This is a genomic window from Polaribacter sp. BAL334, from assembly GCF_015767435.1.
GTDB lineage: Bacteria > Bacteroidota > Bacteroidia > Flavobacteriales > Flavobacteriaceae > Polaribacter.
In genome coordinates this window covers 28,048-49,998 of record NZ_JADWOV010000283.1, presented here as the reverse complement: position 1 = coordinate 49,998, position 21,951 = coordinate 28,048, and the positions used below count along the sequence as shown (strand labels likewise).

24 protein-coding genes are annotated in these 21,951 nt (G+C 31.7%); 6 read left to right on the top strand and 18 right to left on the bottom strand.

What is annotated here, in order from left to right; genetic code table 11:
* Genes IU405_RS08065 through rsfS form a run of 3 tightly spaced genes read right to left on the bottom strand, consistent with a single transcriptional unit; the run spans position 1 to position 2,955 of the window.
* On the bottom strand, positions 1–585 hold the full coding sequence (locus tag IU405_RS08065; protein WP_197438097.1) for a hypothetical protein: 585 nt from the start codon (positions 583–585) through the stop codon (positions 1–3).
* An 8-nt stretch (positions 586–593) separates the two neighbouring features.
* Complete coding sequence (gene ftsH, locus IU405_RS08060; RefSeq protein ID WP_197438096.1) at positions 594–2,567, bottom strand: ATP-dependent zinc metalloprotease FtsH; 1,974 nt, start codon at positions 2,565–2,567, stop codon at positions 594–596.
* 10 nt (positions 2,568–2,577) lie between these two features.
* Positions 2,578–2,955, bottom strand: a complete 378-nt coding sequence (rsfS, locus tag IU405_RS08055; protein WP_197438095.1) for a ribosome silencing factor — start codon at positions 2,953–2,955, stop codon at positions 2,578–2,580.
* 89 nt (positions 2,956–3,044) lie between these two features.
* On the opposite strand from rsfS, the gene IU405_RS08050 reads away from it, so the two are divergent.
* Positions 3,045–3,776 (top strand): biotin--[acetyl-CoA-carboxylase] ligase, encoded by a 732-nt coding sequence (locus tag IU405_RS08050; RefSeq protein ID WP_197438094.1) that lies wholly within the window; start codon positions 3,045–3,047, stop codon positions 3,774–3,776.
* On the opposite strand, the gene IU405_RS08045 is transcribed toward IU405_RS08050, so the two are convergent.
* Positions 3,773–4,162, bottom strand: coding sequence for an SRPBCC family protein (locus tag IU405_RS08045; protein WP_197438123.1), 390 nt, complete (start codon positions 4,160–4,162; stop codon positions 3,773–3,775). The genes IU405_RS08050 and IU405_RS08045 overlap by 4 nt on opposite strands.
* Before the next feature lie 13 nt (positions 4,163–4,175).
* Complete coding sequence (pyrE, locus tag IU405_RS08040) at positions 4,176–4,817, bottom strand: orotate phosphoribosyltransferase (protein WP_197438093.1); 642 nt, start codon at positions 4,815–4,817, stop codon at positions 4,176–4,178.
* 7 nt (positions 4,818–4,824) lie between these two features.
* Here pyrE and IU405_RS08035 point away from each other — a divergent pair, with 7 nt between their 5' ends.
* A complete protein-coding gene (locus IU405_RS08035; protein WP_231749620.1) occupies positions 4,825–5,424 on the top strand; it encodes an NUDIX hydrolase in 600 nt (199 codons plus the stop codon).
* A gap of 30 nt (positions 5,425–5,454) precedes the next feature.
* On the opposite strand, the gene IU405_RS08030 is transcribed toward IU405_RS08035, so the two are convergent.
* The 6 genes from IU405_RS08030 to IU405_RS08005 form a co-directional block, all read right to left on the bottom strand.
* Complete coding sequence (locus IU405_RS08030; RefSeq protein ID WP_197438091.1) at positions 5,455–7,677, bottom strand: xanthine dehydrogenase family protein molybdopterin-binding subunit; 2,223 nt, start codon at positions 7,675–7,677, stop codon at positions 5,455–5,457.
* Position 7,678: 1 nt separating this feature from the next.
* Positions 7,679–8,137, bottom strand: coding sequence for a (2Fe-2S)-binding protein (locus IU405_RS08025; protein ID WP_197438090.1), 459 nt, complete (start codon positions 8,135–8,137; stop codon positions 7,679–7,681).
* Between the two features lie 57 nt (positions 8,138–8,194).
* Positions 8,195–9,238 (bottom strand): lactonase family protein, encoded by a 1,044-nt coding sequence (locus tag IU405_RS08020; RefSeq protein ID WP_231749618.1) that lies wholly within the window; start codon positions 9,236–9,238, stop codon positions 8,195–8,197.
* A gap of 62 nt (positions 9,239–9,300) precedes the next feature.
* On the bottom strand, positions 9,301–11,055 hold the full coding sequence (locus IU405_RS08015; protein WP_197438088.1) for a M14 family metallopeptidase: 1,755 nt from the start codon (positions 11,053–11,055) through the stop codon (positions 9,301–9,303).
* Complete coding sequence (gene coaD / locus IU405_RS08010; RefSeq protein WP_197438087.1) at positions 11,055–11,516, bottom strand: pantetheine-phosphate adenylyltransferase; 462 nt, start codon at positions 11,514–11,516, stop codon at positions 11,055–11,057. Before coaD ends, IU405_RS08015 begins: the two co-directional genes overlap by 1 nt.
* A complete protein-coding gene (locus IU405_RS08005) occupies positions 11,513–12,496 on the bottom strand; it encodes a D-alanine--D-alanine ligase (protein ID WP_197438086.1) in 984 nt (327 codons plus the stop codon). Before IU405_RS08005 ends, coaD begins: the two co-directional genes overlap by 4 nt.
* Positions 12,497–12,592: 96 nt before the next feature.
* On the opposite strand from IU405_RS08005, the gene IU405_RS08000 reads away from it, so the two are divergent.
* Positions 12,593–13,195 (top strand): PASTA domain-containing protein, encoded by a 603-nt coding sequence (locus IU405_RS08000; protein WP_197438085.1) that lies wholly within the window; start codon positions 12,593–12,595, stop codon positions 13,193–13,195.
* A 7-nt stretch (positions 13,196–13,202) separates the two neighbouring features.
* Entirely contained in the window at positions 13,203–14,255 is a 1,053-nt protein-coding gene (locus tag IU405_RS07995) for an RluA family pseudouridine synthase (protein WP_410896745.1), read from the top strand.
* Positions 14,256–14,263: 8 nt separating this feature from the next.
* Here the strand turns inward: IU405_RS07995 and IU405_RS15700 are convergent, their stop codons facing one another.
* The 5 genes from IU405_RS15700 to IU405_RS07970 form a co-directional block, all read right to left on the bottom strand.
* The gene (locus IU405_RS15700; protein ID WP_231749616.1) at positions 14,264–15,154 is read right to left on the bottom strand and encodes a hypothetical protein; all 891 of its coding nucleotides are present in this window, start codon (positions 15,152–15,154) and stop codon (positions 14,264–14,266) included.
* A 30-nt stretch (positions 15,155–15,184) separates the two neighbouring features.
* A complete protein-coding gene (locus IU405_RS07985) occupies positions 15,185–15,676 on the bottom strand; it encodes a hypothetical protein (RefSeq protein WP_197438084.1) in 492 nt (163 codons plus the stop codon).
* Positions 15,677–15,701: 25 nt separating this feature from the next.
* On the bottom strand, positions 15,702–16,574 hold the full coding sequence (locus tag IU405_RS07980) for a hypothetical protein (RefSeq protein WP_197438083.1): 873 nt from the start codon (positions 16,572–16,574) through the stop codon (positions 15,702–15,704).
* A gap of 80 nt (positions 16,575–16,654) precedes the next feature.
* A complete protein-coding gene (locus IU405_RS07975; RefSeq protein ID WP_197438082.1) occupies positions 16,655–17,185 on the bottom strand; it encodes a hypothetical protein in 531 nt (176 codons plus the stop codon).
* Positions 17,186–17,223: 38 nt separating this feature from the next.
* Entirely contained in the window at positions 17,224–17,763 is a 540-nt protein-coding gene (locus IU405_RS07970) for an RNA polymerase sigma factor (protein ID WP_197438081.1), read from the bottom strand.
* A 194-nt stretch (positions 17,764–17,957) separates the two neighbouring features.
* Here IU405_RS07970 and yaaA point away from each other — a divergent pair, with 194 nt between their 5' ends.
* The gene (gene yaaA / locus IU405_RS07965; RefSeq protein ID WP_197438080.1) at positions 17,958–18,716 is read left to right on the top strand and encodes a peroxide stress protein YaaA; all 759 of its coding nucleotides are present in this window, start codon (positions 17,958–17,960) and stop codon (positions 18,714–18,716) included.
* Here yaaA and IU405_RS07960 read toward each other — a convergent pair.
* A complete protein-coding gene (locus IU405_RS07960) occupies positions 18,713–19,597 on the bottom strand; it encodes a Brp/Blh family beta-carotene 15,15'-dioxygenase (RefSeq protein ID WP_197438079.1) in 885 nt (294 codons plus the stop codon). The two genes, yaaA and IU405_RS07960, sit on opposite strands and share 4 nt — an antisense overlap.
* Before the next feature lie 91 nt (positions 19,598–19,688).
* Between IU405_RS07960 and IU405_RS07955 the strand changes: the two genes are divergently transcribed.
* A complete protein-coding gene (locus IU405_RS07955) occupies positions 19,689–20,411 on the top strand; it encodes a bacteriorhodopsin-like (RefSeq protein ID WP_197438078.1) in 723 nt (240 codons plus the stop codon).
* 58 nt (positions 20,412–20,469) lie between these two features.
* Here the strand turns inward: IU405_RS07955 and IU405_RS07950 are convergent, their stop codons facing one another.
* A complete protein-coding gene (locus IU405_RS07950; RefSeq protein ID WP_197438077.1) occupies positions 20,470–21,894 on the bottom strand; it encodes an L-serine ammonia-lyase in 1,425 nt (474 codons plus the stop codon).
* Between the last annotated feature and the right edge of the window lie 57 nt (positions 21,895–21,951).

The window sequence follows — 21,951 nt, the reverse complement described above, 5'->3', positions numbered from 1 at the left end:
TCACAAATCTTCTAAAAGCAGCAAATATAAGTTTTTTGAATTATTGTTACCGTAGTTTAAAAAATTATCATCAGATTTATTGATGTCATAATTTTTTATTGCAGAAATATTAGTAGGCAAATCAAGTTTATGATTCATTTTTATACCTGTCAAACCTTGTCCTGAATTTTTTACAATTTGACTTGTAGTTGCATAGATGATAAAGTTTTTAGGAAAATCCGAAAGCCTTGTGCTTCCCAATTGATTTGACGAAAATAAGATGTCTCCATTGTCTGCAATCAAATGCTCACAAGTAGAAAAAACGGGAGTTTCATCAGAAAATTTTGTTGTAATTTTTACTACTTCCTGTGTTAAAAAATTTTCTAAATTTTTATTCAACAGAAACAATTCATTCCAATTATTTTCTGATAAAACATTTTTTAGATTTTCTATAACCTCAGTATTTTTAACACAATATAAAAACTTTCCACCTTTTTTTAAAAAATTATGAACAAACAAATCGTCCATAGACAAGTTTACTGGATGTTTTTCAACAACAGGTTCTTCTTGACTTGAAAGGTTAAAAAGTTTCTTTAAAAAATTCATTATAAAAATTATTCTTCCGTGATTTCTTCAACAGCAGGAATCTCTACAATCTTTTTTTCAACAATTGGCTCTTCAAACTCGAAAGGCCTTTCTCCAAAGATTTTTAATAAATCATCCTTAAAAATAACTTCTTTTTCTAATAACAATTCTGCTAAGGTCGTTAATTTTTCTTTATTATCATCTAAAATTTTCAACGCTCTTTGATATTGATTTTCAATCATCTTAGAAATTTCAGAATCAATTTTTCTTCCAGTTTCTTCACTGTAAGGTTTTACAAAAGCATCATTTCCTGAAGAATCATAATAAGTAATATTTCCAATTTCATCATTCAAACCATACACAGTTACCATGGCTCTTGCTTGTTTTGTGACTTTTTCTAAATCACTTAAAGCTCCTGTTGAAATTTTATCAAAAATAATTTTTTCTGCTGCTCTTCCTCCTAATGTAGCACACATTTCGTCCAACATTTGCTCTGTTTGCACAATCATTCTTTCTGCTGGCAAATACCAAGCTGCCCCTAAAGATTGACCTCTTGGAACGATGGTGACTTTTACTAGAGGTGCTGCATGTTCCAACATCCAACTGATAGTTGCATGACCAGCCTCATGAAAAGCAATAACTTTCTTTTCTCTTGGCGTAATCATTTTATTTTTCTTTTCTAAACCACCTACAATTCTGTCAACAGCATCTAAAAAATCTTGCTGATGAATGGCTTTTTTTCCAGTTCTTGCAGCAATTAATGCAGCTTCATTACACATATTTGCAATATCAGCTCCTGAAAAACCTGGAGTTTGTTGCGCTAAAAAATCAATATTTACATCATTCGCTAATTTTAATGGCTTGATGTGCACATTGAAGATTTCATTTCTTTCACGAATGTCTGGTAAATCAACATAAATTTGACGATCAAAACGTCCTGCACGCATCAAAGCTTTGTCTAAAACATCTGCTCTGTTTGTGGCTGCCAAAACGATAACATTGACATCAGTACCAAATCCGTCCATTTCAGTTAACAACTGATTTAAGGTATTTTCACGTTCGTCATTTCCACCAGTCATGCTATTTTTTCCGCGAGCTCTTCCAATGGCATCAATCTCATCAATGAAAATAATGGAAGGAGATTTTTGAGCTGCTTGTTTGAATAAGTCACGCACTCTTGATGCTCCTACTCCAACAAACATTTCCACAAAATCAGAACCTGAAAGTGAGAAAAATGGAACACCTGCTTCACCTGCAACTGCCTTTGCCAATAATGTTTTTCCAGTTCCTGGAGGACCAACAAGTAACGCTCCTTTTGGTATTTTCCCTCCTAAAGAGGTATATTTTTCAGGACTTTTTAAGAAATCAACAATTTCTTGAACTTCTTCTTTTGCGCCTTCTAAACCAGCTACATTTTCGAAAGTAGTTTTAACTTTAGTGTCTTTATCAAATAATTTTGCTTTTGATTTTCCAATGCTAAAAATTTGACCTCCACCTCCTGCACCACCACCAGCTCCAGACATTCTTCTCATAAAAAATAACCAAACAGCAATTAAAATGATGAATGGTAAAAAACCAATAATCATATCTAAAATACTAGTGTTTTCTTTATTTCTGATGTCAACAATCAAACTTTCGTTTTCTTCTTTTGCTTTTGAAATACTGTCTTCGAAATTTTTTAAATCCCCAAAATTATACTCATAAACAGGAGAGCCTGGCCTATAAAATGTAGAGGATGTTGCCTTTTTGTGAACGTCCTTTTTTAATGCTTGTTCTGTTAAATAAATTTGAGCAATATCTTTGTTTACAATGGTAACTTCCTTGATATCATTGTCTTTCAAAAAAACTTCAAATTTATTTTTAGAGATTATGTTTGATGCTAAATCACCACTATTGAAAAATTGAATAGCAATAATTACAATAATTATTGCGCCATATAGCCAATAAGAGCTAAATTTAAATTTTGGCGTATTGTTTTTAGTATCTTTATTTGAATCACTCATCTATTTCAGATCAATTAAATTTAACTGGATTTATTTGGGTAATTTTTGCATCTCCCCACAAACTTTCAATATCATAAAAGTCTCTTACATGCTTTTGAAAAATGTGTACAACCACATTTACATAATCCATTAACACCCATTCAGCGTTTGTTTCGCCTTCAACATGCCAAGGTTTATCTTTAATTTCTTTACTTACAACTTTTTGAACAGAGCCAGAAATTGCATTTACTTGTGTATTGGAGTTTCCAGAACAAATGATAAAATAATCACATACTGTATTTTCAATATCTCTTAAATCTAATAATTGAATATTTTCTCCTTTTACATCATCAATTCCTTTGATAATTACTGCGATTAATTCGTCAGCGCTTACTTGTTTTTTTGTCATTAATTTTTTACTAAAATTTTGCGCAAAGTTATTATTTTTTTGCGACAAATTTGCTTAATATTGAACTACTTTACACTTAATTTAACAGATTGAAATTAATCAAACTTAATGCCATTCACTCTACCAATACTTTTCTGAAAGAATTGTCAAAAAATACACCTCTTGAAGACTTCACAGTAGTGGTTACTGAAAACCAAACAAATGGTAGAGGACAACAAGAAAGCTTATGGTTTTCTGAACCTTCTAAAAACCTTACTTTTAGTGTTTATTTGAATGATTTAAAGCTGAAAATCAGTGATAAAAAGTACTTGAATTATGCTGTTAGCTTGGCAATTTATACGGTTTTAAAAGGTAAAAAAACACCAAATTTGGCTATCAAATGGCCCAATGACATTGTGTCAGTAAATAAAAAGTTATGTGGCATTTTGATTGAAAACTCCATTCAAAAAAATTACATTCAAAATTCCATCATTGGAATTGGGATCAATGTGAATCAGGTTACATTTCCAGAAACGATAAAAAATGTTACTTCTTTAAAAAATCTACTTCACATAGATGTTGACTTGGATATTTTATTACATGAAATCTGCTTGGAATTGAAAAATCAGTTGCAGCTTTTATCGGAAAAAAAATATGAATTGTTAGAGGATAATTATCTAAAAGTATTGTATCAAATTCACAAAGCGATGATGTTTAAAAACACTGATAACCAACTATTTCTTGGAATTATTAGAGGAATTTCTGAGTCAGGAAATATTATGATTGAGCTTGAAAATGAAACTATCAAGGAATTTGGAGTAAAGGAAATTTCTTTCGCTTAAAGTTTCTCCATATTTTCAGTTAATGTTTCAATAAAAGTAGTCAAAGGTTTTTTCACCATCATTGCCATCATCATATTGAATTCTCCATTAAAATCTAGTTGAGCTTCACACGAATTGTCATCAATGGCAGTAATATCAGCAACCAATTGAAAATCTAATTTGCTACTTGCAGCTCCTAATGTGATGTTTGAGAAAGGTGTTTTTTCTTTTAAAACCAATCTGATTTCAGGCATTCCTTTCAATCCGAATAAAAAAGAATCACCCTCAACTTCAAATTTCTGAATAGATTCTGGCATTAATTTTTCGAAATTTTTTAAATCCGATAAAAAATCAAACAACTCTTTTTGAGATTTTTTTACAATTATTTTATTGCCACTAATATTCATAATAATTCCGTTTTTATTGTTTCCACTCACTTGGGTTTGCACTCCATTCTTTCAATGTAACTAACTCATTTTCATTGATATAATTACTATCTAAAGCTTGTTCTAATAAATATTGATAGTTACTCAATGTAACCAAATTGATGTTTTTATCTGTAAAATTTTTAGTAGCCACATCAAATCCATAGGTAAAAATTGCCACCATTCCTTTGATTACTGCTCCTGCGTCTTTCAATGCCTCAACAGCTTGCAAACTACTATTTCCTGTACTAATCAAATCTTCAATAACAACCACATTTTGTCCTTTTTCCAAATGTCCTTCCACTTGGTTTTGTCTTCCATGTTTTTTAGGCTCAGGTCTGACATACACAAATGGAACACCCAATTGTTGTGCAACTAAAACACCCATGGCTATTGCACCAGTAGCAACTCCTGCAATAATATCAGGTTTTCCATACTGTAATTCAACAATTTTCGCGATTTCTTCCTTCAAAAAAACACGAACAGAGGGATAAGAAAGCGTGAGTCTATTATCACAATAAATGGGAGATTTCCAGCCAGAAGCCCATGTAAAAGGTTTGTTTGGATTCAATTTTATTGCTTTAATTTGCAATAAAAGTTCGGCTGTTTTTTTTGCAGTATCTTTGTTCATAATCATGTCACAAATGTATAAAGTTTTTATAAATGATAAACCAATAATTATCACAACTTCTGAAAAAAAAGAACTCAATTACCCTAGTGAATTTTATAATTCTGTTGTTATTGATGAAATCATTCATAAGCTACAAAATGATGTTTTAAACGGTATTAATTTGATTTCAAATAATTTAGAAAAAGATTGGAAATCATTTTTGACAAATTTTGATGTTTTGCAAGCTGCTGGAGGTTTGGTTATCAACCCCCAAAATGAGGTATTATTTATTTATAGAAATGGAAAATGGGACTTGCCAAAAGGGCATGTTGAAAAAAAAGAAAGTATTGAAAATGCGGCAGTTAGAGAAGTTGAAGAAGAATGTGGTATTCAGAAATTATCAATAATTGAAAAATTGACAGTAACATACCATATTTATTTTTTGAATGGCATCAAATTAAAAGAAACTCATTGGTTCTTAATGAATACAAATGATTCAAAAAATCCCAAACCTCAACTAGAAGAGGGAATTACAGATGTAGGTTTCAAAAACAAAAATGAAATCAACGAATTACTGAACAACACGTATTCAAACATAAAAATGGTTTTTGATTGTTATCAAAAAACACTTTAAAAAAATCACCAACTATTTAATAATCCTTTTTTATTCAAAATCAAAACCTTGATCAATTAGAGGAGTTTGCCTAATTCTTTTTCCTGTAGCGTTAAAAATGGCATTGCAAATCGCTGGAGCTATTACTGGAACTCCAGGTTCTCCAACACCTGTTGGAGGTTCGTTCATTGCATCAATAATTTCAACAGTTATTTTGGGAGCATCTTTCATGCGTGTCATTTGATAATCAAAGAAATTATGTTGCTCAACAGCCCCTTCTTTTGTGGTGATTTTTCCAAATAATGCCAATGACATTCCAAAAATTGCAGCTCCTTCTAACTGATTGATAACGTTGTCTTTATTGAGTACCAAGCCACAATCTATGGTTATCCAAATATGTTCCACTTTCACTTTATTGTTGATGACAGAAACCTCAACTGCAGTGGCAACATAACTGTAAAAACTATAATGAATGGCAATTCCAATCCCATGATTTTCAGGAAGTTTTCTGCCCCAATTTGCATTTTTTGCAGTGGCATTCAACACATTTTTCATGCGTTTTGAATCATAAGGGTGATTTGATTTCCCTTCAATAATTCGATCTTCGCCAATCAAATCCAAATGAAATTGAACGGGATCTTTTTTTGCAGCAAAAGCCAATTCATCTACAAAAGAATTATTCGCAAATCCGCTGTGAATGTGCACTACAGATCGCATCCAACCAATTCTCAAATTCGCTTCAGCTTTCGTATTTTCTAATCTGAAATTTTCTATTTTATATGGATTATTTGTAAAACCTTGGCCTAATTCAAATCCAGAAGCATAATCAGACATTGGTTTAAATGATGAAACTATAGAAGGCATTGCAACACGTTGCAACCAACCTGAAACTGAACCATTTTTATCAATACTTCCTTTCAAATATTGCACACTTGTAGCATGATAAAAACTATGTTTTACATCATCTTCCCGCGTCCAAACTACTTGAACAGGCGCATTTATTTTTTTTGACAAAGCAACAGATTCTACCACAAAATCTGATTTTGATTTTCTTCCAAAACCTCCCCCTAAAAAAGTGACATTTACAGTAATATTTTCAATTGGAATTTCAAAAAAATGTGCAATTTCTGCTCTTGCAGTTTGAGGATCTTGCAAAGGTGCCCAAACTTCTACTTTATCTCCTTGAAACCAAGCAGTTGCATTCGGAACTTCCATAGGTGTGTGCACCAAAAAAGGCACATGATACGTAGCTTCAATTACTTTAGTAGCGTCATCAAAAGCTTTCGCTACATTTCCTATACTTCCCGGAACTAATTTTCCTTTTTCATGAACTCTTTTCGTTAAGACATCTTTGAATTTCTCGGTATCAAAATTCTGATTTTCTCCATAATTCCATTCAATATTCAAACTTAATTTTCCTTGAAAAGCTGACCAAGTATTGTTTGCGATGACTGCAACACCTCCTAAAGCTCCAAAAAATTGTCCAACTGGAGGCACAATTCTATCCAATTGAATCACTTTTTCAACTCCCGAAATTTTTTCAGCATCTGAACTTTCAACACTTTTTACAGTTCCAAAAGTCACAGGACATCTTGCAATTGCTGCAAATTTCATATTCGGAATTCGAATATCCATTCCGTATTTGGCAGTTCCATGTGTAAAGTCTTTTAAATCAACACTTTTTAATGTTTTTCCAATGTATTTAAAATCGGCAACTTTTTTCAGTTTGATAGTTTCATCTGCAGGAATTTCAACTTTTGAAGCCAACTCAACCAAATCTCCATAAAATATCTTTTCATTGGTTTTGGTATTGATAATATGATGATTTTCGGCTTTGCAATCACTTTCAGAAACATTCCATTTTTTTGCAGCTGCAGCAATCAACATCATTTTTGCAGCTGCACCCATTTTTCTCATTGGCTCCAAAATTGTTCTTACACTTCTTGAACCATCAGTGTTTTGATTGCCATATTTTTCGTGACCAATTGCTTGTTTTACAGAAATATAACTCCAATCTGCTTCCAATTCATCTGCAATTGCGGAAGTTAACGAAGTTTTGATTCCTTGACCCATTTCTGAACGAGATGAAATCAACGTAATTTTTCCATCTTTATGAATTTCAATAAATAAATTGGGTGAAAAAGTATTTCCATCAGTAATTGGAATAACGTTTTTATTGTCAGATGAAATGTTACAACCCAGAATAATTCCTGTGGAAGTCAATCCAAAAATCTTGACAAAATCTCTGCGGCTAATTTTTTGAATAGTACTCATCTTAATTATTTTTTAGGGCAACAGCTTCGTGAATTGCTTTTTTAATTCGGACATAAGTTCCACATCTACAGATATTTGAACTCATTGCATCCTCAATATCTTGGTCAGTTGGATTGCTAATTTGGTCTAGTAATGCAGTTGCTGCCATCAATTGTCCAGATTGACAGTACCCACATTGAGGTACATTTCCTTCGTTCCAAGCTTTCCGTAAAAATTCTAAATTTTCTGAAGTTCCTTCAATGGTGAAGATTTCTTTCCCAAATCCAAAAGAGATTGGCATGCTACATGATTTTACTAGCATTCCATCAACCAAAATTGAACAAGCTCCACATTGTGCAACACCACATCCAAATTTAGTGCCTGTCAAACCAACAATATCTCTAATTGCCCATAAAAGTGGTATTTCTTCTGGAGCATCAATAGAATACTCATTTCCGTTTATTGATAAATTTGCTTTCATTTTTGAATTTTTAAATCAATGATTGACTGTTGAATTTTGAACTTGAAATTATGGAATCTAAAATAAAATACATACTGGATTTGGTGCGGAAATTTCACTTACAAATGTTAATTTCCCTGTTTTTACATCTCGTTTAAAACTCACAATATTGTTTGAATCTTGATTCGCAACCACTAAAAACTTATTATCTGGTGTTAGGCTAAAATTTCTTGGGTTTTGACCTTTAACCGATTCAAAACCAATCAATTCTAAATTTCCTTGAAAATAATCCACTTTAAAAATAGCAATTGAATTGTGACCACGATTGGAGGCATACAAAAATTCTCCATCATCAGAAATATGGATATCTGCGGCTTTTGTATAATTTTTATAATCTTCAGGAATCATAGAAACTGTTGCTAAAATTTTATAAGGATCGCGCATTTTTTGAACCAAAGAAATGGTATTATTCAATTCATTTAAGACGTATATCCATTTTTTATTCGGATGAAAAGCCAAATGTCTTGGACCTGCAGCTTCAGCCATATCTAAGTTTTTTTGATTGGTAAAAACCAGTTCTTTTTTTTGAGTATCAATTTTTGAAAACCACAATTGATTGGTTCCTAAATCCACTGAAATTACTTCATTCGTTTTTGGATGAAACCAAGCAGAATGCGCATGAGGTGATTCTTGTCTAGAAGTAGTTCCTTTGCCAAAATGCTGTTGCACAAATAATAAATCCGATAATTTCCCATCAGCATTTAGTTCTAAAAATCCTACATTTCCTCCAGAATAATTCGAAACCAACACTTGGTTTTCAGCATTGATTGCTACAAAACAAGGATGATTTCCTCCGCTTTTTGATTGACTTTTAAAAATCAAAGAATCGTTTTCGATAGCAAAAGAAGTGACAAAACCAGTATCATTTTGAGCAACTTCATTGACTGAAACTACAAATTTTCCATCTTTTGATTTTGCCAAAAATGATGGATTTTCTACAACCGCCTTTAAACCGTTGTTTTTTAAAAATCCATTTTCATCGATTTCATATTGATAAATTCCTTTGCTTTCGCCATTTGTATACGTTCCTACAAAAAAAGGAGTGTTTTTTGCTATTTTCATTTTAGTTGTGTTTGCGCTAAAAACAAGGATCAGCAATGCAAATAATAATACTTTTTTCATAATTAGTTGACTTTAAAAATAGGCAATCGCAAATGCGCTTTTTCATAATGAGGAGAGTTTTTGAAAACAAAATCCAATTGCGCTCTCGGATTTTTTGCAAAATCTGCATCCGTTTTTAGTTTCTCTTCAAAACTTGTTTTTATTTCAGGATTTTCTGATAAAATTTTGGCTGCAATATCTTCAAAAACATAGGCAGAATATCCTTCTTTTTGTTGCAAAATGGTATCAAAAAAGTTCCAATTGAAAAAGGAATCTGTAGCTTCTGCTTCCAACGTTTCTAACAAATATCGAATACCTTGCTGGTTTGTTGGAATAAAAAAGTCTCCCTTTTTGAAATTAAAATTTTCTGTTTTTTTAGAAACGGTTGTGTTGTAATGCAAATAATGACCTTCATAAGGCGAATTTTGAGTTTTAAAATCTGCAATATGTTGTACCTCAACCAAAATAGTAGTGTCTTTTTCAAAACGAGTAAATTCAATGTGATTATTATTCAATCGTTCTAATACGTCATGCCAACCTTGTTGCAAAATATACGCTTTCGGAATTTGGATTTCTTTGGTGGTTTTAAACGAATCAAAATACTTGATTTCCTTTACAAATGGTTTGTTACGATCATAAAATAAACGCTTTCCTGTAGTGACTTTACTATCTATCATTTCTCCTTCAAATCCTTTGAAATTCAAAATCCTAAAACGCTCATTATCAACTTTAAATTGAATGGGATACATTTTTTTTGCGATGATTTCTTCTGCGGCTTTTGAACGCAATTCTTTGATTTTTTGAGAATTATTTTCCGTAAAATCAAGCGCAGAAAAAAGCAATTCATAGGTTTGTTCTACTCGAATTTTATAAGGTTTTAACATGTGCGTTTCCACCATCAAACCCAAGGTATGAAAAAGCGTTGTGTAACCTGTAGAATATCTTGGCGAATCAAAAAACTGCGAAAATCCAGCTTCAGGAGTGGTTCCCCAAACGTTTACATAAGGCGTAATGTCAATGCCTTTTTTCAGCAATGAATTTTCGATTTCTGGTCGCATTTTCTCTTCCAAAAAAGTTCCTAAACTGCCTCCTAATTTATTGTGTTGCGTAAATAAATGTGTGATTGCATATTGATAATCAGCACCATTACTCACATGATTATCAATAAAAACGTCTGGATTTACAGCATGAAAAATTTCCGCAAAAGCAGCTGCATTTTTGGTGTCTTGTTTGACAAAATCCCGATTCAAATCATAATTTCTGGCATTGCCTCTAAAACCATACTCAATTGGTCCATTTTGATTGGTTCTTGAATACGAATTTCTGTTCAAAGCACCTCCAATATTATACACTGGAATAATACAAATAATAGAGTTTTGATATTTTTTCCTCATAGAATCATTTTGAACCAAATCTCTCAACAATAGCATAGAAGCATCAATTCCATCAGATTCTCCTGGATGAATTCCATTGTTAATCAGAATTTTATTTTTTGAGGATTTTTTAATTTCATCAATATTTTTAATTCCTTGTTGATTGTACACCACCAAATGCAAAGGTTCTCCTGAATCTGTTTGTCCAAAAGTAAACATGGAAATTTCATCAAAAGTTGCTGAAAGCTGTTGATAATATGCAATAACTTCTTTGTATTCAGGTGTTTCTTTTCCTTTTGATTTTTCAAAAAGTGTGGTAAAATTTGGTCTCGTATTTTTATTTCCAGCACAAGAAACAATGAAAATCAATATCAAAAAATAAAAAAGGGTTCTTAGTTGTATCATTATTTGTGAGTTACAATTACCGATTTTGGAACTAATTTGGTATAATCTCCATTATTTCGAATGACATCTCTCACAATAGAAGATGAAATATAAGACGTTCTTGCAGCTGTTAATAAAAAGACAGTTTCTATGGAAGAAAGATGTCTGTTTGTATGAGCAATGGCTTTTTCAAACTCAAAATCCGCTGGATTTCGCAAACCTCTCAAAATATAATTTACCTTGTTTTCTTTGCAAAAATCGATTGTCAAACCTGAATAAGTAACTACTTTAATTTTTGGATTGTCTTGAAAACATTCCTCGATAAATTGTTGACGAATGTCTAATGGAAACATGTATTTTTTTTCTGCATTGATACCAATGGCAATGATGATTTCGTCAAAAAGTTTGGCTCCTCTTTCTATAATATCAAAATGTCCTAGTGTAATTGGATCAAATGACCCAGGAAAAACGGCTCTTTTCATGTTGTTTTATTTAAAGCCATTTGAATGGCGTTATCACATAATTCTTTCAACGAAATTCCTGCTGCAGCAGCTTGTTGAGGCAAAATACTTTCTTCGGTCATTCCTGGAACTGTATTCATTTCTAGGAAAAAAGGTTCGTCATTCACCAAAATATATTCTGATCTTGAAAAACCACTCATATTCAACACAGAATACACTTTTTTAGCCACTTCTTCTACTCTTTTTTGAACTTCTGATGAAATTCTTGCAGGAGTAATTTCTTGTGATTTTCCTAAATATTTAGCTTCATAATCGAAAAAATCATTTTCGGAAACAATTTCGGTAATTGGCAATACTTTCAATTCATTTTGATACTGAATTACGCCCACAGAAACCTCTGTTCCATCTAAAAATGATTCAATCAAAATCTCACTATCTTCATGATACGCTTTTTCTAATGCAGGTAAAATAGCTTCTTTTTCATACACTTTTGAAATTCCATAACTTGAACCTGCATTGTTGGGTTTTACAAAACAAGGCAATCCCACTTTTTCAATGATTTCATCCAAATTAACAACATCTCCTTTGTTTAAAAATACTGATTTTGCTGTTTTTATACCATATTGTTTCAAAACACTCAAGGTATCTCTTTTGTTGAAAGTCAACGCCATTTGATAAAAAGGTGCAGACGTATATTTCATTCCAATCAAATCAAAATAGCCTAATAAAACGCCATTTTCTCCAGGATTTCCATGAATGACATTGAAAACAGCATCAAATTTTATCAAATTTCCATGCATTAAAAACGAAAAATCATTTTTATCAATAGGATATTCATTGTTATCATCATCCAAAGCAACCCATTTTTCTTTTAAAATATGGACTCTAAAAGCTTCATATTTTTGTGTATCTAAATGCTTATAAACTACATTTCCACTTATCAGAGAAATAGCAACTTCGGATGAAAATCCACCCATTACAATGGCAATCGTTTTTTTCATTGAATTCAAATTATTTGTAACAAATTTATCAAAATATAAATAGATTTCACGACGTTTAGTTTTTATATATTTGTAAACATATCAAAAAACCGATTTATGAGTATCATTCAGTTCGTTAAGAGTAAGCTTTTTTTAAAACAAATCCTCATCGCATTTGTTGGATTGATTGTATTTGTTTTTGTGATTAAAATTGTATTGAGATTTTCAACAAATCACAATCAAAAAATTGAAGTACCTAATTTGAGTAAACTTTCAATCGAAGAAGCAGCTATGAAATTGAGTGAATTGGACTTAGATTATATTGTGATTGATAGTGCAAGCTACAATCCAGAGTATCCAAAATTTTCGGTGATTGAACAAAATCCAGAAGCAGGAGATTTTGTAAAAGAAAAACGTAAAATTTACCTCACGTTAAATCCGTCAAGATACAGAGATGTGATGATTCCCAATTTAAACGGACGAACAAAAAGACAAGCCATTTCTGAGTTGCGCGCGATTGGATTTATCGTTAGCTCCGAATTTATATATGTAAATGACATTGGAAAAGATGTGGTTAGAGGAATGCGTTACAAAGGAAAAATCTTAAATCCAAACGATAAATTACAAAAAAACTCTGAAATAACCTTGGTTTTAGGCGATGGTGGAATGGGACAAGATGCTGTTGAAAAAGATAGTATCAATGACGATGTTGAGTTTTAAATAATCCTTGAGTAGCAAACATATTTTGATAGAAAACGAGAATTTAGAGATTGAAAATGATGATTTATACGAACATCATAGATTTGTAGCGAGTTCAGGACAAGTACCTTTGCGAGTGGATAAATTCTTGATGAATTTTGTCGAAAATGCTACTAGAAATAAAGTACAACAAGCTGCAAAAGCTGGAAATATTTTGGTGAATGATGTCGTTGTTAAACAAAACTACAAAGTAAAACCCAATGATGTTGTTCGTGTCGTTTTGAGTCATCCTCCTCATGAGCATTTGTTGGTTGCAGAAGATATTCCATTAGCTATTGTTTATGAAGATGAAACTGTGATTGTAGTCAACAAACCTGCAGGAATGGTGGTGCATCCTGGGCATGGAAATTACTCAGGAACCTTGGTAAATGCATTGATTCATCATATTGAAAATTTACCTACAAATTCTAATGAAAGACCAGGATTGGTGCATAGAATTGACAAAGATACTAGTGGTTTATTAGTGATTGCAAAAACCGAATTTGCGATGGCAAACTTATCCAAACAATTTTTTGACAGAACTACTGAGCGTTTATATTACGCATTAGTTTGGGGAAATATTGATGAAGATGAAGGAACAATTGAGGGAAATATTGGCAGAAGTTTTAAAAACAGATTGCAAATGGATGTTTTTCCTGAAGGCGATTTTGGAAAACCAGCCATTACTCATTATAAAGTTTTAGAACGTTTAACCTATGTAACTTTGGTTCAATGCAAATTGGAAACTGGAAGAACGCACCAAATTAGAGCGCATTTCAAACATATTGGTCATACGCTTTTCAATGATGAACGTTATGGAGGCAATGAAATTTTAAAAGGAACTACATTTACCAAATACAAACAATTTGTAAACAATTGTTTCAATATATTGCCAAGACAAGCTTTGCATGCAAAAACGCTGGGTTTTACACATCCTATTTCAGGAAAATTTTTACAATTTGATTCTGAAATTCCTGAAGATATGACTGCTTGTATAGAGAAATGGCGTTCATATGCTGAGCATTCTAAACTCGAGGAATAATTTTTATATTATTTTTTTGAAGAAAAATCAAACAAATATCCCACAGAAAATCCTATGAAACTGGTGTTGCTCAAATTGGTTTCATCAGCAACAGCATTTGGAAGATTCAAATAATACCCTAGTTCAACATCCCAAGATTTTTTTGAAAAAGAAATGGGAAAACCTATTTGTGTATTTAATAAATCAAAAACTTCTGTGCTAGAATACACAAGAACTCTCCTACCATTGATAATCCGTAAGGTATATTTTCCAAACGTTTGATTGGCAACCACAAAACTGATAGTAGGTCTAAATCTCAGTGCAAAATTTGCAGTTCTGTGCAAATTGAAACTTACAAAACTATTGGAAACTAATTGATAAGAATTATCTGTCCCAAAAATATAAGAACCTGCTAATGTGGTTCCTAATGTTCTTTTTTTGTTTCTAATTCCCAAACTAACATCTATGGAATTTGTAAAATCATCAAAATCATCTGAGTAAAAATATTTGGTATATCCTAGGTTAAACATCCAATTTTTTGAGGCTCCAAATGGTTTAAAATATCCTAAAGAAACACTTGTAAAATCCCAACTTGGCGCAAAATTTTGATAATAAATTCCGGAAATACTGGCATTAAAGCCTGAAGAATGATAGTAAGAAATTTGTGGAATCACATTGAATTGGTCCGTTCCTGAATCTCGTCCTGAAAAAAAAGTATTGCTATTGTAGGATACTGAAGTGTATAAAAAATTGTAAGAAAAATTCGTTTCTAAGATTTCATCTACAAATTGTTGATCGTTAAAAAATAATTCATCAATCAGAGCATCAATATTATCTTCATTTTTTTCTTGACCATAGGAACAAAAAGAGGTTGCTATTGATACCAATAGCAACCCTAAAAATCTCATTTTCTTAATCATTATGTGAAGAGAAATCATCATACGTGAAAGCTAATTTCGGCCATTTCGAACATTTCTGCCATCAGAATTTTGGTTTCTAGGACCATCTTTTAACTCTCCTCTATCTCTTGTATTTCTGATTTTATCTATGCGCTCTTTGAGCATTTTTCGTTGTTCGCCTGTCAATGATTTTCGAAATGTTTCTCTGGTCATTCTCAATCTCATTTGCTGACTTTGAACCATATTTTTCTGCTCTTTTGAAAACGTTGCCATCAATCGATTTTTGATATCTTCTTTGGATAAATTTTTATCTTCCAAAATCAATAATTGTTCTTTGGTCAAAGAAGCTTTAAAGGCTTCACGATTTGCTTTCAGAATTTCTTGCTCTTTTTCTAACAATTCTTTTTGCTCTTTGGTGAGTTCTTTTTTGATGAGCTCATAATTAGATTCTTGAGAAAAAACACTGATATTCAGAAACATAATCAAAAATAATAGGGTTTTAAAAAGGATGTTTTTTGAATTCATTGTGATTGTTTTACTCATTGAATTTGATGGACTAATGTACAAATTAATTTCTACAAGCAACTTTGGCGGCAATTAAAGCTGCTTCATCTGCAATTGTTGCTGTAGTACTGTCTTTATAAATGATGGTGATTGGAAAATTCAAACTTGCTTTTTCTGCAATGGTTGGATTTGCAATATGCCATTGTCTTATCAATCGAAAATCTTCTCTTGCATTGACAACAATTTCAGTAGCATCTGGCATTGTGAAGGTTACAGGCAATTGGAAAACGAAACATTTTCTTTTGTCTTTGTTCTTTTTACAAGCATCTTTTACAGCCATCAATTCTGTTCTATCTAATAAAGTTTGAATGGTTCCATCTTCTAGTTGAACATCTACTGGAAATACCAATTCAGGACGCACTTTTACTCCAGGATTTGCTTGATACCATTCTCTTATCAAAACCCAATCTTCTTTAGTTTCCAGGGTGATTGAACTATCATCTGGCATGATAAAATCTACTGGAAATACAAATTCAAAACATTTATTTCTTCTGAATCTTCTTTGCTCATTGGTGTCATTCAATTGTTTTCCTGCCATTGAAAAGAATACAATACTTGTGGCTTCCAATCTTGATTCGTTATCAGTAAATACGGAAACTTTATACCCTAACCCTTTTGCAAATTCAACTTTCTCAACAGAACTGTCTGCCAATTCATCATCAAAAGTTGCTTTGGTTGCAGTTGGTAAAGCTGAAGCATTAACAGTTGTTTTTGAAGCTACTTCAATTTTTTCTATTAAAGCGCTGTCATCAATAGCTAGTTCTTCAATGGTTGCTTGTTCAGAACAAGCAGTAAATGCAACAACGGCTATTAAAATTGTTGCGAAAGATTGGATACGTCTCGTAAAAAATCTTTTTGTTGGGATGATTGTTTTCATGATTAAAATTGTTTTTATATTGTTTCTGAATTCTTAGAACTGTGTTTTTGAAAATAGTTTGAAATTAAATTCACTTATTTTTATAAAATAATAGATTCTACAAATTTCTTACCTGTATAATCATCTATCAGTGAGTCTTCTACAAACAAAGAATTTAAAAATAAATCGTCCATTTTTTGTTCAGAAAGTTCTGCTTTTATCACAATTTCATTCATTAAAGTGATGTTTGTATAAGAATCAAATTGTGCCTCATCTACCAAAATTGAATTCAATAAAACGTCATCAGAAAAAGATAGCAACTCAAAATCTGTGGTAAATTGCTCTTCGGTTTTATTGAGATGTTGCAACCAAATTGTCATGCCAACTAAGAAAACTAAGGAAGCTGCAACAGCATATTTGAAACTCGGTTTCAACCAAAAAACGACTTGCTTTTTAGGATTTTCGGTAATTTCTTCATTTTTGATACGTTCTAAAATAGCCAATTTTGAAGTTGTAAAATACCCTTCAGGAATTTCGGTTCCTAAATTATTTGAATGACGCTCAGCTATATCTTTAGAATACTGTTGTTCTAAAAATGTTTTTTCCTTGTTATTTTTATCAAATTTCTTCATGATATTTCTTTGACCCTAGTTTTTTAAAATAGTTTGTTTTATTCAAATATTTTTTCTTCAATAATTTTTACAGCGGTGTAATAAGCTGATTTCAAAGTGTTTTCTGATACTTTTAAAAGTTCGGAAATTTCTTTAAAACTCAATTCATCAAAATATTTCATCTGAAAAACTCGTTTTTGTTTTTCGGTAAATCCTTCTATAATTTTGTGTAATTTCAGTTGAATTTCATCTCCATTGAAATAGGTATCTTCAGACAAAATTTTTACTTTTTCTTCAACAAATTCCTCAGAAATTTCATACCCTTTCTTATTATTTTTTTCTAGATAACGAATAGATTCATTGTATGCAATGCGAAACATCCACGTGTGTAAACTGCTTTTTTCTTGAAAATTTTGAATGTTTTTATACACTCTAATAAACGTATTTTGCAGCACATCATCTGCATTTTCATGCGTAATCACCATTTTTCTGATATGCCAATACAATCGCTCTTGATACGTGTCAAGCAATTCATTAAAAGCACTGTCTTTCAATGCAGGATTTTGAAGTTTTGCTAGTAGCTGCTCTTCTTTACTCAAAGAAAAAATAGATTAGTTTGTTCTTTTGACCCTAAAAAACTAAAATAGTTTGAAGTCATCAATAAATATAATCAAAAAGGTGTTTATCTATCAATTTTACAAATACAAATATCAAAGATACTTTTCGGAATCATTTTACTTTTTAGAGTTTCGTTCGTACTTTTACATTCAGATTTAAATTATAAACGCTTTTTATGAAAATCATTATATCTCCAGCAAAGTCATTGGATTTTGAAAGTAAGGTTCCCACAAGTTTGCACACACAACCTCGTTTTTTAGAGCAATCAACCAAATTGAATCAAAAATTAAAAACACTTTCAAAAAATAAATTAGCGGATTTAATGTCAATTTCTGATGATTTGGCAGCGTTAAATTATGAAAGAAACCAAACTTGGCAACCTCCATTTTCTCCAGAAAATGCCAAACAAGCCATTTATGCCTTTACTGGAGAAGTTTTTAGAGGCATAGACATCAATACGTTAGCTGTTGAAAAGTTGCCTTTACTACAAGAAAACTTGCGGATTTTATCTGGTTTGTATGGCATCTTAAAACCATTGGATTTGATGCAACCTTATCGTTTGGAAATGGGCACAAAACTGAAAGTTGGTACCAAAGAAAACTTGTATAAATTTTGGGGAGATTCTATTGCAAATGCTTTGAACGAAGAACTTTTGGATGATGAATTGCTCATCAATTTAGCTAGCTCTGAATATTTTAAAGTGATCAATCAAAAAGTATTAAAAGTGCCAATGATAACGCCTGTTTTTAAGGATTTTAAAAACGGTCAATACAAAACCATCATGACTTTTGCTAAAAAAGCGCGTGGTTTAATGGTGCGTTTTATAATTGAAAATAATATAAAAACCATTGATGGATTGAAACATTTTAATGTAGAAAACTATCATTTTGACGAGAATATGTCCTCAAAAAATGAACTGGTTTTTACGCGTTAATTTTTCATGCGATACATCACCCAAATATGAGGTGCCGTAATTGAGAGTAAAATCACAAAAATAACTGTCGAAAATAAATTGATTTGAGGAATAAACAAATACAGAATCAATAAACCAACCACACTTAACAACCAATAAAACAGTGCTTTTTTCACATAATAAAGCACTGTTTTTTTTGTAATATCTCCAGAAATAAAAAAAATTTGATGAATGATAGATGGTATAGAATGCCAAAAAATAAAATAGATGGCAAAACTCAAAATGAGTGAAGATGTTTTAAAAACCAAAGACAATAATCCTAAAAAAAATAGCTCCTTTAAAAACTCGGGAAGCAATATCTTCTTTTTCCAAAGTAAAAATAAATTCATCGCTAAAAAAAATACCAAAGAAAAGATAAGTGAATACTTAATTTGAAGGTATGAAAATTCAACAGTTGAAAGTTCTTGCATGATTTGATTTACTTCTGGTAATGCTGCATAAAATAGCATCGAAAAAATCAACATTCCGTACACAATAAAATAAATGGTATCAAAAATTGGGTTCAAAGAAACTTTATCACTCAAATGCTCTTCTCCAAAGTGGTAACAACTGATGAAAATAAACAACAAAATAGATAAAAAGGGTTGTAAAAAAAATAAAATGACACACGACAAAACAATACTTATATAAATTATTAAATTTTTTTTTGAACTTTTTTTGTTTATTTTCTTTAAAGAAAGTATTAACATGTCATTTGCGCCATGCATAATTCCAATAGATATGACAAGGATAAACGCAATTGAGTCTTCAATAGGTTTTCCAAACTGAATACTGAACCAAAATAGGAAAACTGTAAAATAAATCTTAAAATTTTGATAATTTTTTATAACACTTAAATCCATGATGCAAATTTATAAAAAATAATACATACATTTGTTTATGTATTATAATAATACGTTAAACAATTTTTTACTAACTTAATTTTTAATAACAATGTTTTTATTTACAAACTTTTTATCCGTTGCTAAATTAGCAAATAACGATTATGTAGGTTTTACATTTTTTGTAGGATCTATGGCAATGATGGCTGCAGCAGCCTTTTTCTTTTTATCAATGAATAGTTTTGATAAGAAATGGAGAACATCAATCTTAGTTTCTGGGTTGATTACTTTTATTGCAGCTGTGCATTATTGGTACATGAGAGAATATTGGTCAGCTAATGCTGAGTCTCCAACTTTCTTTCGTTATGTAGATTGGGTATTAACAGTGCCTTTGATGTGTGTTGAATTTTTCTTAATCTTAAAAGTTGCAGGCGCAAAAAAATCATTAATGTGGCGTTTGATTTTCTTATCAGTAGTAATGTTGGTAACAGGTTATTTTGGAGAAGCTGTAGATAGAGACAATGCCTCAATTTGGGGATTAGCCTCTGGTATTGCTTACTTTGTAATCGTGTATGACATTTGGTTAGGAAAAGCGAAAAAATTAGCTGAAGCTGCAGGTGGCTCTGTATTAGCTGCACACAAAACATTATGTTGGTTCGTTTTAGTTGGTTGGGCAATCTATCCTTTAGGATATATGGCTGGAACTCCAGGATGGTATGATGGATTGAATGGTATGTTCAATATGGATATCATTTACAATATAGGTGATGCTGTAAACAAAATTGGTTTTGGTTTAGTTGTTTATAACTTAGCTGTTCAAAGCTCAGAAAAATAATCAACTTTTAAACTTTAAATTAAAAATCTCAAGGTTTTGTAACCTTGAGATTTTTTTTTTAACAATCTGCCAAACGAACGGTTACAGCCAAACCACCTTCGGAGGTCTCTTTGTAATTTTTATTCATGTCTTTGGCTGTTTCCCACATGGTATCAATTACCTTGTCCAAATGCACTAAAGATTCTTTGGGATTTGTTTCCAAAGCGATTTCCGCTGCATGAATTGCTTTGATAGCTCCCATCGAATTTCGCTCAATGCAAGGCACTTGAACCAAACCCCCAATTGGATCGCAAGTCATCCCCAAATGATGTTCCATCGCAATTTCTGCAGCTGATAAACATTGCGCCACTGTACCTCCCATCAACTCTGTCAAAGCTGCAGCAGCCATAGCTGATGAAACTCCAATTTCAGCCTGACAACCACCCATTGCTGCAGAGATTGTGGCATTTTTCTTAAAAATACTGCCAATTTCACCAGCAGTTAGTAAAAATCTTTTTACATGACTAAAATCTGCTTGATGATTTTCAATTACCATATAATACATCAATACTGCAGGAATAACGCCTGCACTCCCATTTGTTGGCGCAGTTACAATACGACCTAAAGCGGCATTTACTTCATTTACTGAAAGCGCCAAACAACTCACCCATTTTAAAATTTCTCTGAATTTTACCTCTGTACTTCTGATGGCAGTCATCCATTCTGTTGGATTGGAATAAGCTGCATCTTTTATCAACTTTTGATGAGTTTCAAATGCGCGTCTTTTCACTTTCAATCCTCCTGGTAATGTCCCTGAAGTATGACAACCTAAATACATACATTCTAGCATGGTATCCCAAATTCGATGTAATTCAAAGTCAATTTCTGCTGATGACCTCAGTACTAATTCATTTTTAAAAACAATATCAGAAATCAACAAATTTTCTTTTTCACAATATTCTTCCAATTGCAGTGCTCTGTTGATTGGATAAGGAAAATTCTTTTTATTGATTTCGATTTCCTCTTCTAAAGAATCATTTTCTTGAACGATAAAACCTCCTCCAATAGAAAAATAGGTTTCTGTAGAGATTTCATTTTCCTCACAATACGCTCTAAATGTCATTCCGTTTGCATGAAATGGCAAAAACTCTCTGTTGAATTTAATAGCACTTTTTGGAAATGGAATGGTTTTTCCGCCTTTAAAAATAATTTCTTCTTGCGTGTTAATTCTTTCTACAATGATAAAAATATCTTCAATCGGAATGTATTCTGGATCTGCTTCACTCAACCCTAATAAAATCGCCAAATCTGTAGCATGTCCTTTTCCTGTCAAGGATAAAGAACCATACAAATCCACTTGAACTTGGTCTATTTTATCGAAAAATTTTTGTTGTTTCAATTTCTGAATCCATTGTTGAGCAGCTCTCCAAGGACCCAATGTATGAGAACTTGAAGGACCAACTCCTATTTTGAGCATATCAAAAACACTAATAAATTGTGACATTCGTAAAAATTGCATTATAAAATGCTGTAAATGTAAAAAATCCAACTGAATGAGTTG

What these genes read in the sequence shown, in the direction of transcription:
- IU405_RS08065 (WP_197438097.1), bottom strand. Translation starts at nt 585, where the DNA reads ATGAATTTTTTAAAGAAACTTTTTAACCTTTCAAGTCAAGAAGAACCT.
- ftsH (WP_197438096.1), bottom strand. Translation starts at nt 2,567, where the DNA reads ATGAGTGATTCAAATAAAGATACTAAAAACAATACGCCAAAATTTAAA.
- rsfS (WP_197438095.1), bottom strand. Translation starts at nt 2,955, where the DNA reads ATGACAAAAAAACAAGTAAGCGCTGACGAATTAATCGCAGTAATTATC.
- IU405_RS08045 (WP_197438123.1), bottom strand. Translation starts at nt 4,162, where the DNA reads ATGAATATTAGTGGCAATAAAATAATTGTAAAAAAATCTCAAAAAGAG.
- pyrE (WP_197438093.1), bottom strand. Translation starts at nt 4,817, where the DNA reads ATGATTATGAACAAAGATACTGCAAAAAAAACAGCCGAACTTTTATTG.
- IU405_RS08035 (WP_231749620.1), top strand. Translation starts at nt 4,825, where the DNA reads ATGTATAAAGTTTTTATAAATGATAAACCAATAATTATCACAACTTCT.
- IU405_RS08030 (WP_197438091.1), bottom strand. Translation starts at nt 7,677, where the DNA reads ATGAGTACTATTCAAAAAATTAGCCGCAGAGATTTTGTCAAGATTTTT.
- IU405_RS08025 (WP_197438090.1), bottom strand. Translation starts at nt 8,137, where the DNA reads ATGAAAGCAAATTTATCAATAAACGGAAATGAGTATTCTATTGATGCT.
- IU405_RS08020 (WP_231749618.1), bottom strand. Translation starts at nt 9,238, where the DNA reads ATGAAAATAGCAAAAAACACTCCTTTTTTTGTAGGAACGTATACAAAT.
- IU405_RS08015 (WP_197438088.1), bottom strand. Translation starts at nt 11,055, where the DNA reads ATGATACAACTAAGAACCCTTTTTTATTTTTTGATATTGATTTTCATT.
- coaD (WP_197438087.1), bottom strand. Translation starts at nt 11,516, where the DNA reads ATGAAAAGAGCCGTTTTTCCTGGGTCATTTGATCCAATTACACTAGGA.
- IU405_RS08005 (WP_197438086.1), bottom strand. Translation starts at nt 12,496, where the DNA reads ATGAAAAAAACGATTGCCATTGTAATGGGTGGATTTTCATCCGAAGTT.
- IU405_RS08000 (WP_197438085.1), top strand. Translation starts at nt 12,593, where the DNA reads ATGAGTATCATTCAGTTCGTTAAGAGTAAGCTTTTTTTAAAACAAATC.
- IU405_RS15700 (WP_231749616.1), bottom strand. Translation starts at nt 15,154, where the DNA reads ATGATTAAGAAAATGAGATTTTTAGGGTTGCTATTGGTATCAATAGCA.
- IU405_RS07985 (WP_197438084.1), bottom strand. Translation starts at nt 15,676, where the DNA reads ATGAGTAAAACAATCACAATGAATTCAAAAAACATCCTTTTTAAAACC.
- IU405_RS07980 (WP_197438083.1), bottom strand. Translation starts at nt 16,574, where the DNA reads ATGAAAACAATCATCCCAACAAAAAGATTTTTTACGAGACGTATCCAA.
- IU405_RS07975 (WP_197438082.1), bottom strand. Translation starts at nt 17,185, where the DNA reads ATGAAGAAATTTGATAAAAATAACAAGGAAAAAACATTTTTAGAACAA.
- yaaA (WP_197438080.1), top strand. Translation starts at nt 17,958, where the DNA reads ATGAAAATCATTATATCTCCAGCAAAGTCATTGGATTTTGAAAGTAAG.
- IU405_RS07960 (WP_197438079.1), bottom strand. Translation starts at nt 19,597, where the DNA reads ATGGATTTAAGTGTTATAAAAAATTATCAAAATTTTAAGATTTATTTT.
- IU405_RS07955 (WP_197438078.1), top strand. Translation starts at nt 19,689, where the DNA reads ATGTTTTTATTTACAAACTTTTTATCCGTTGCTAAATTAGCAAATAAC.
- IU405_RS07950 (WP_197438077.1), bottom strand. Translation starts at nt 21,894, where the DNA reads ATGTCACAATTTATTAGTGTTTTTGATATGCTCAAAATAGGAGTTGGT.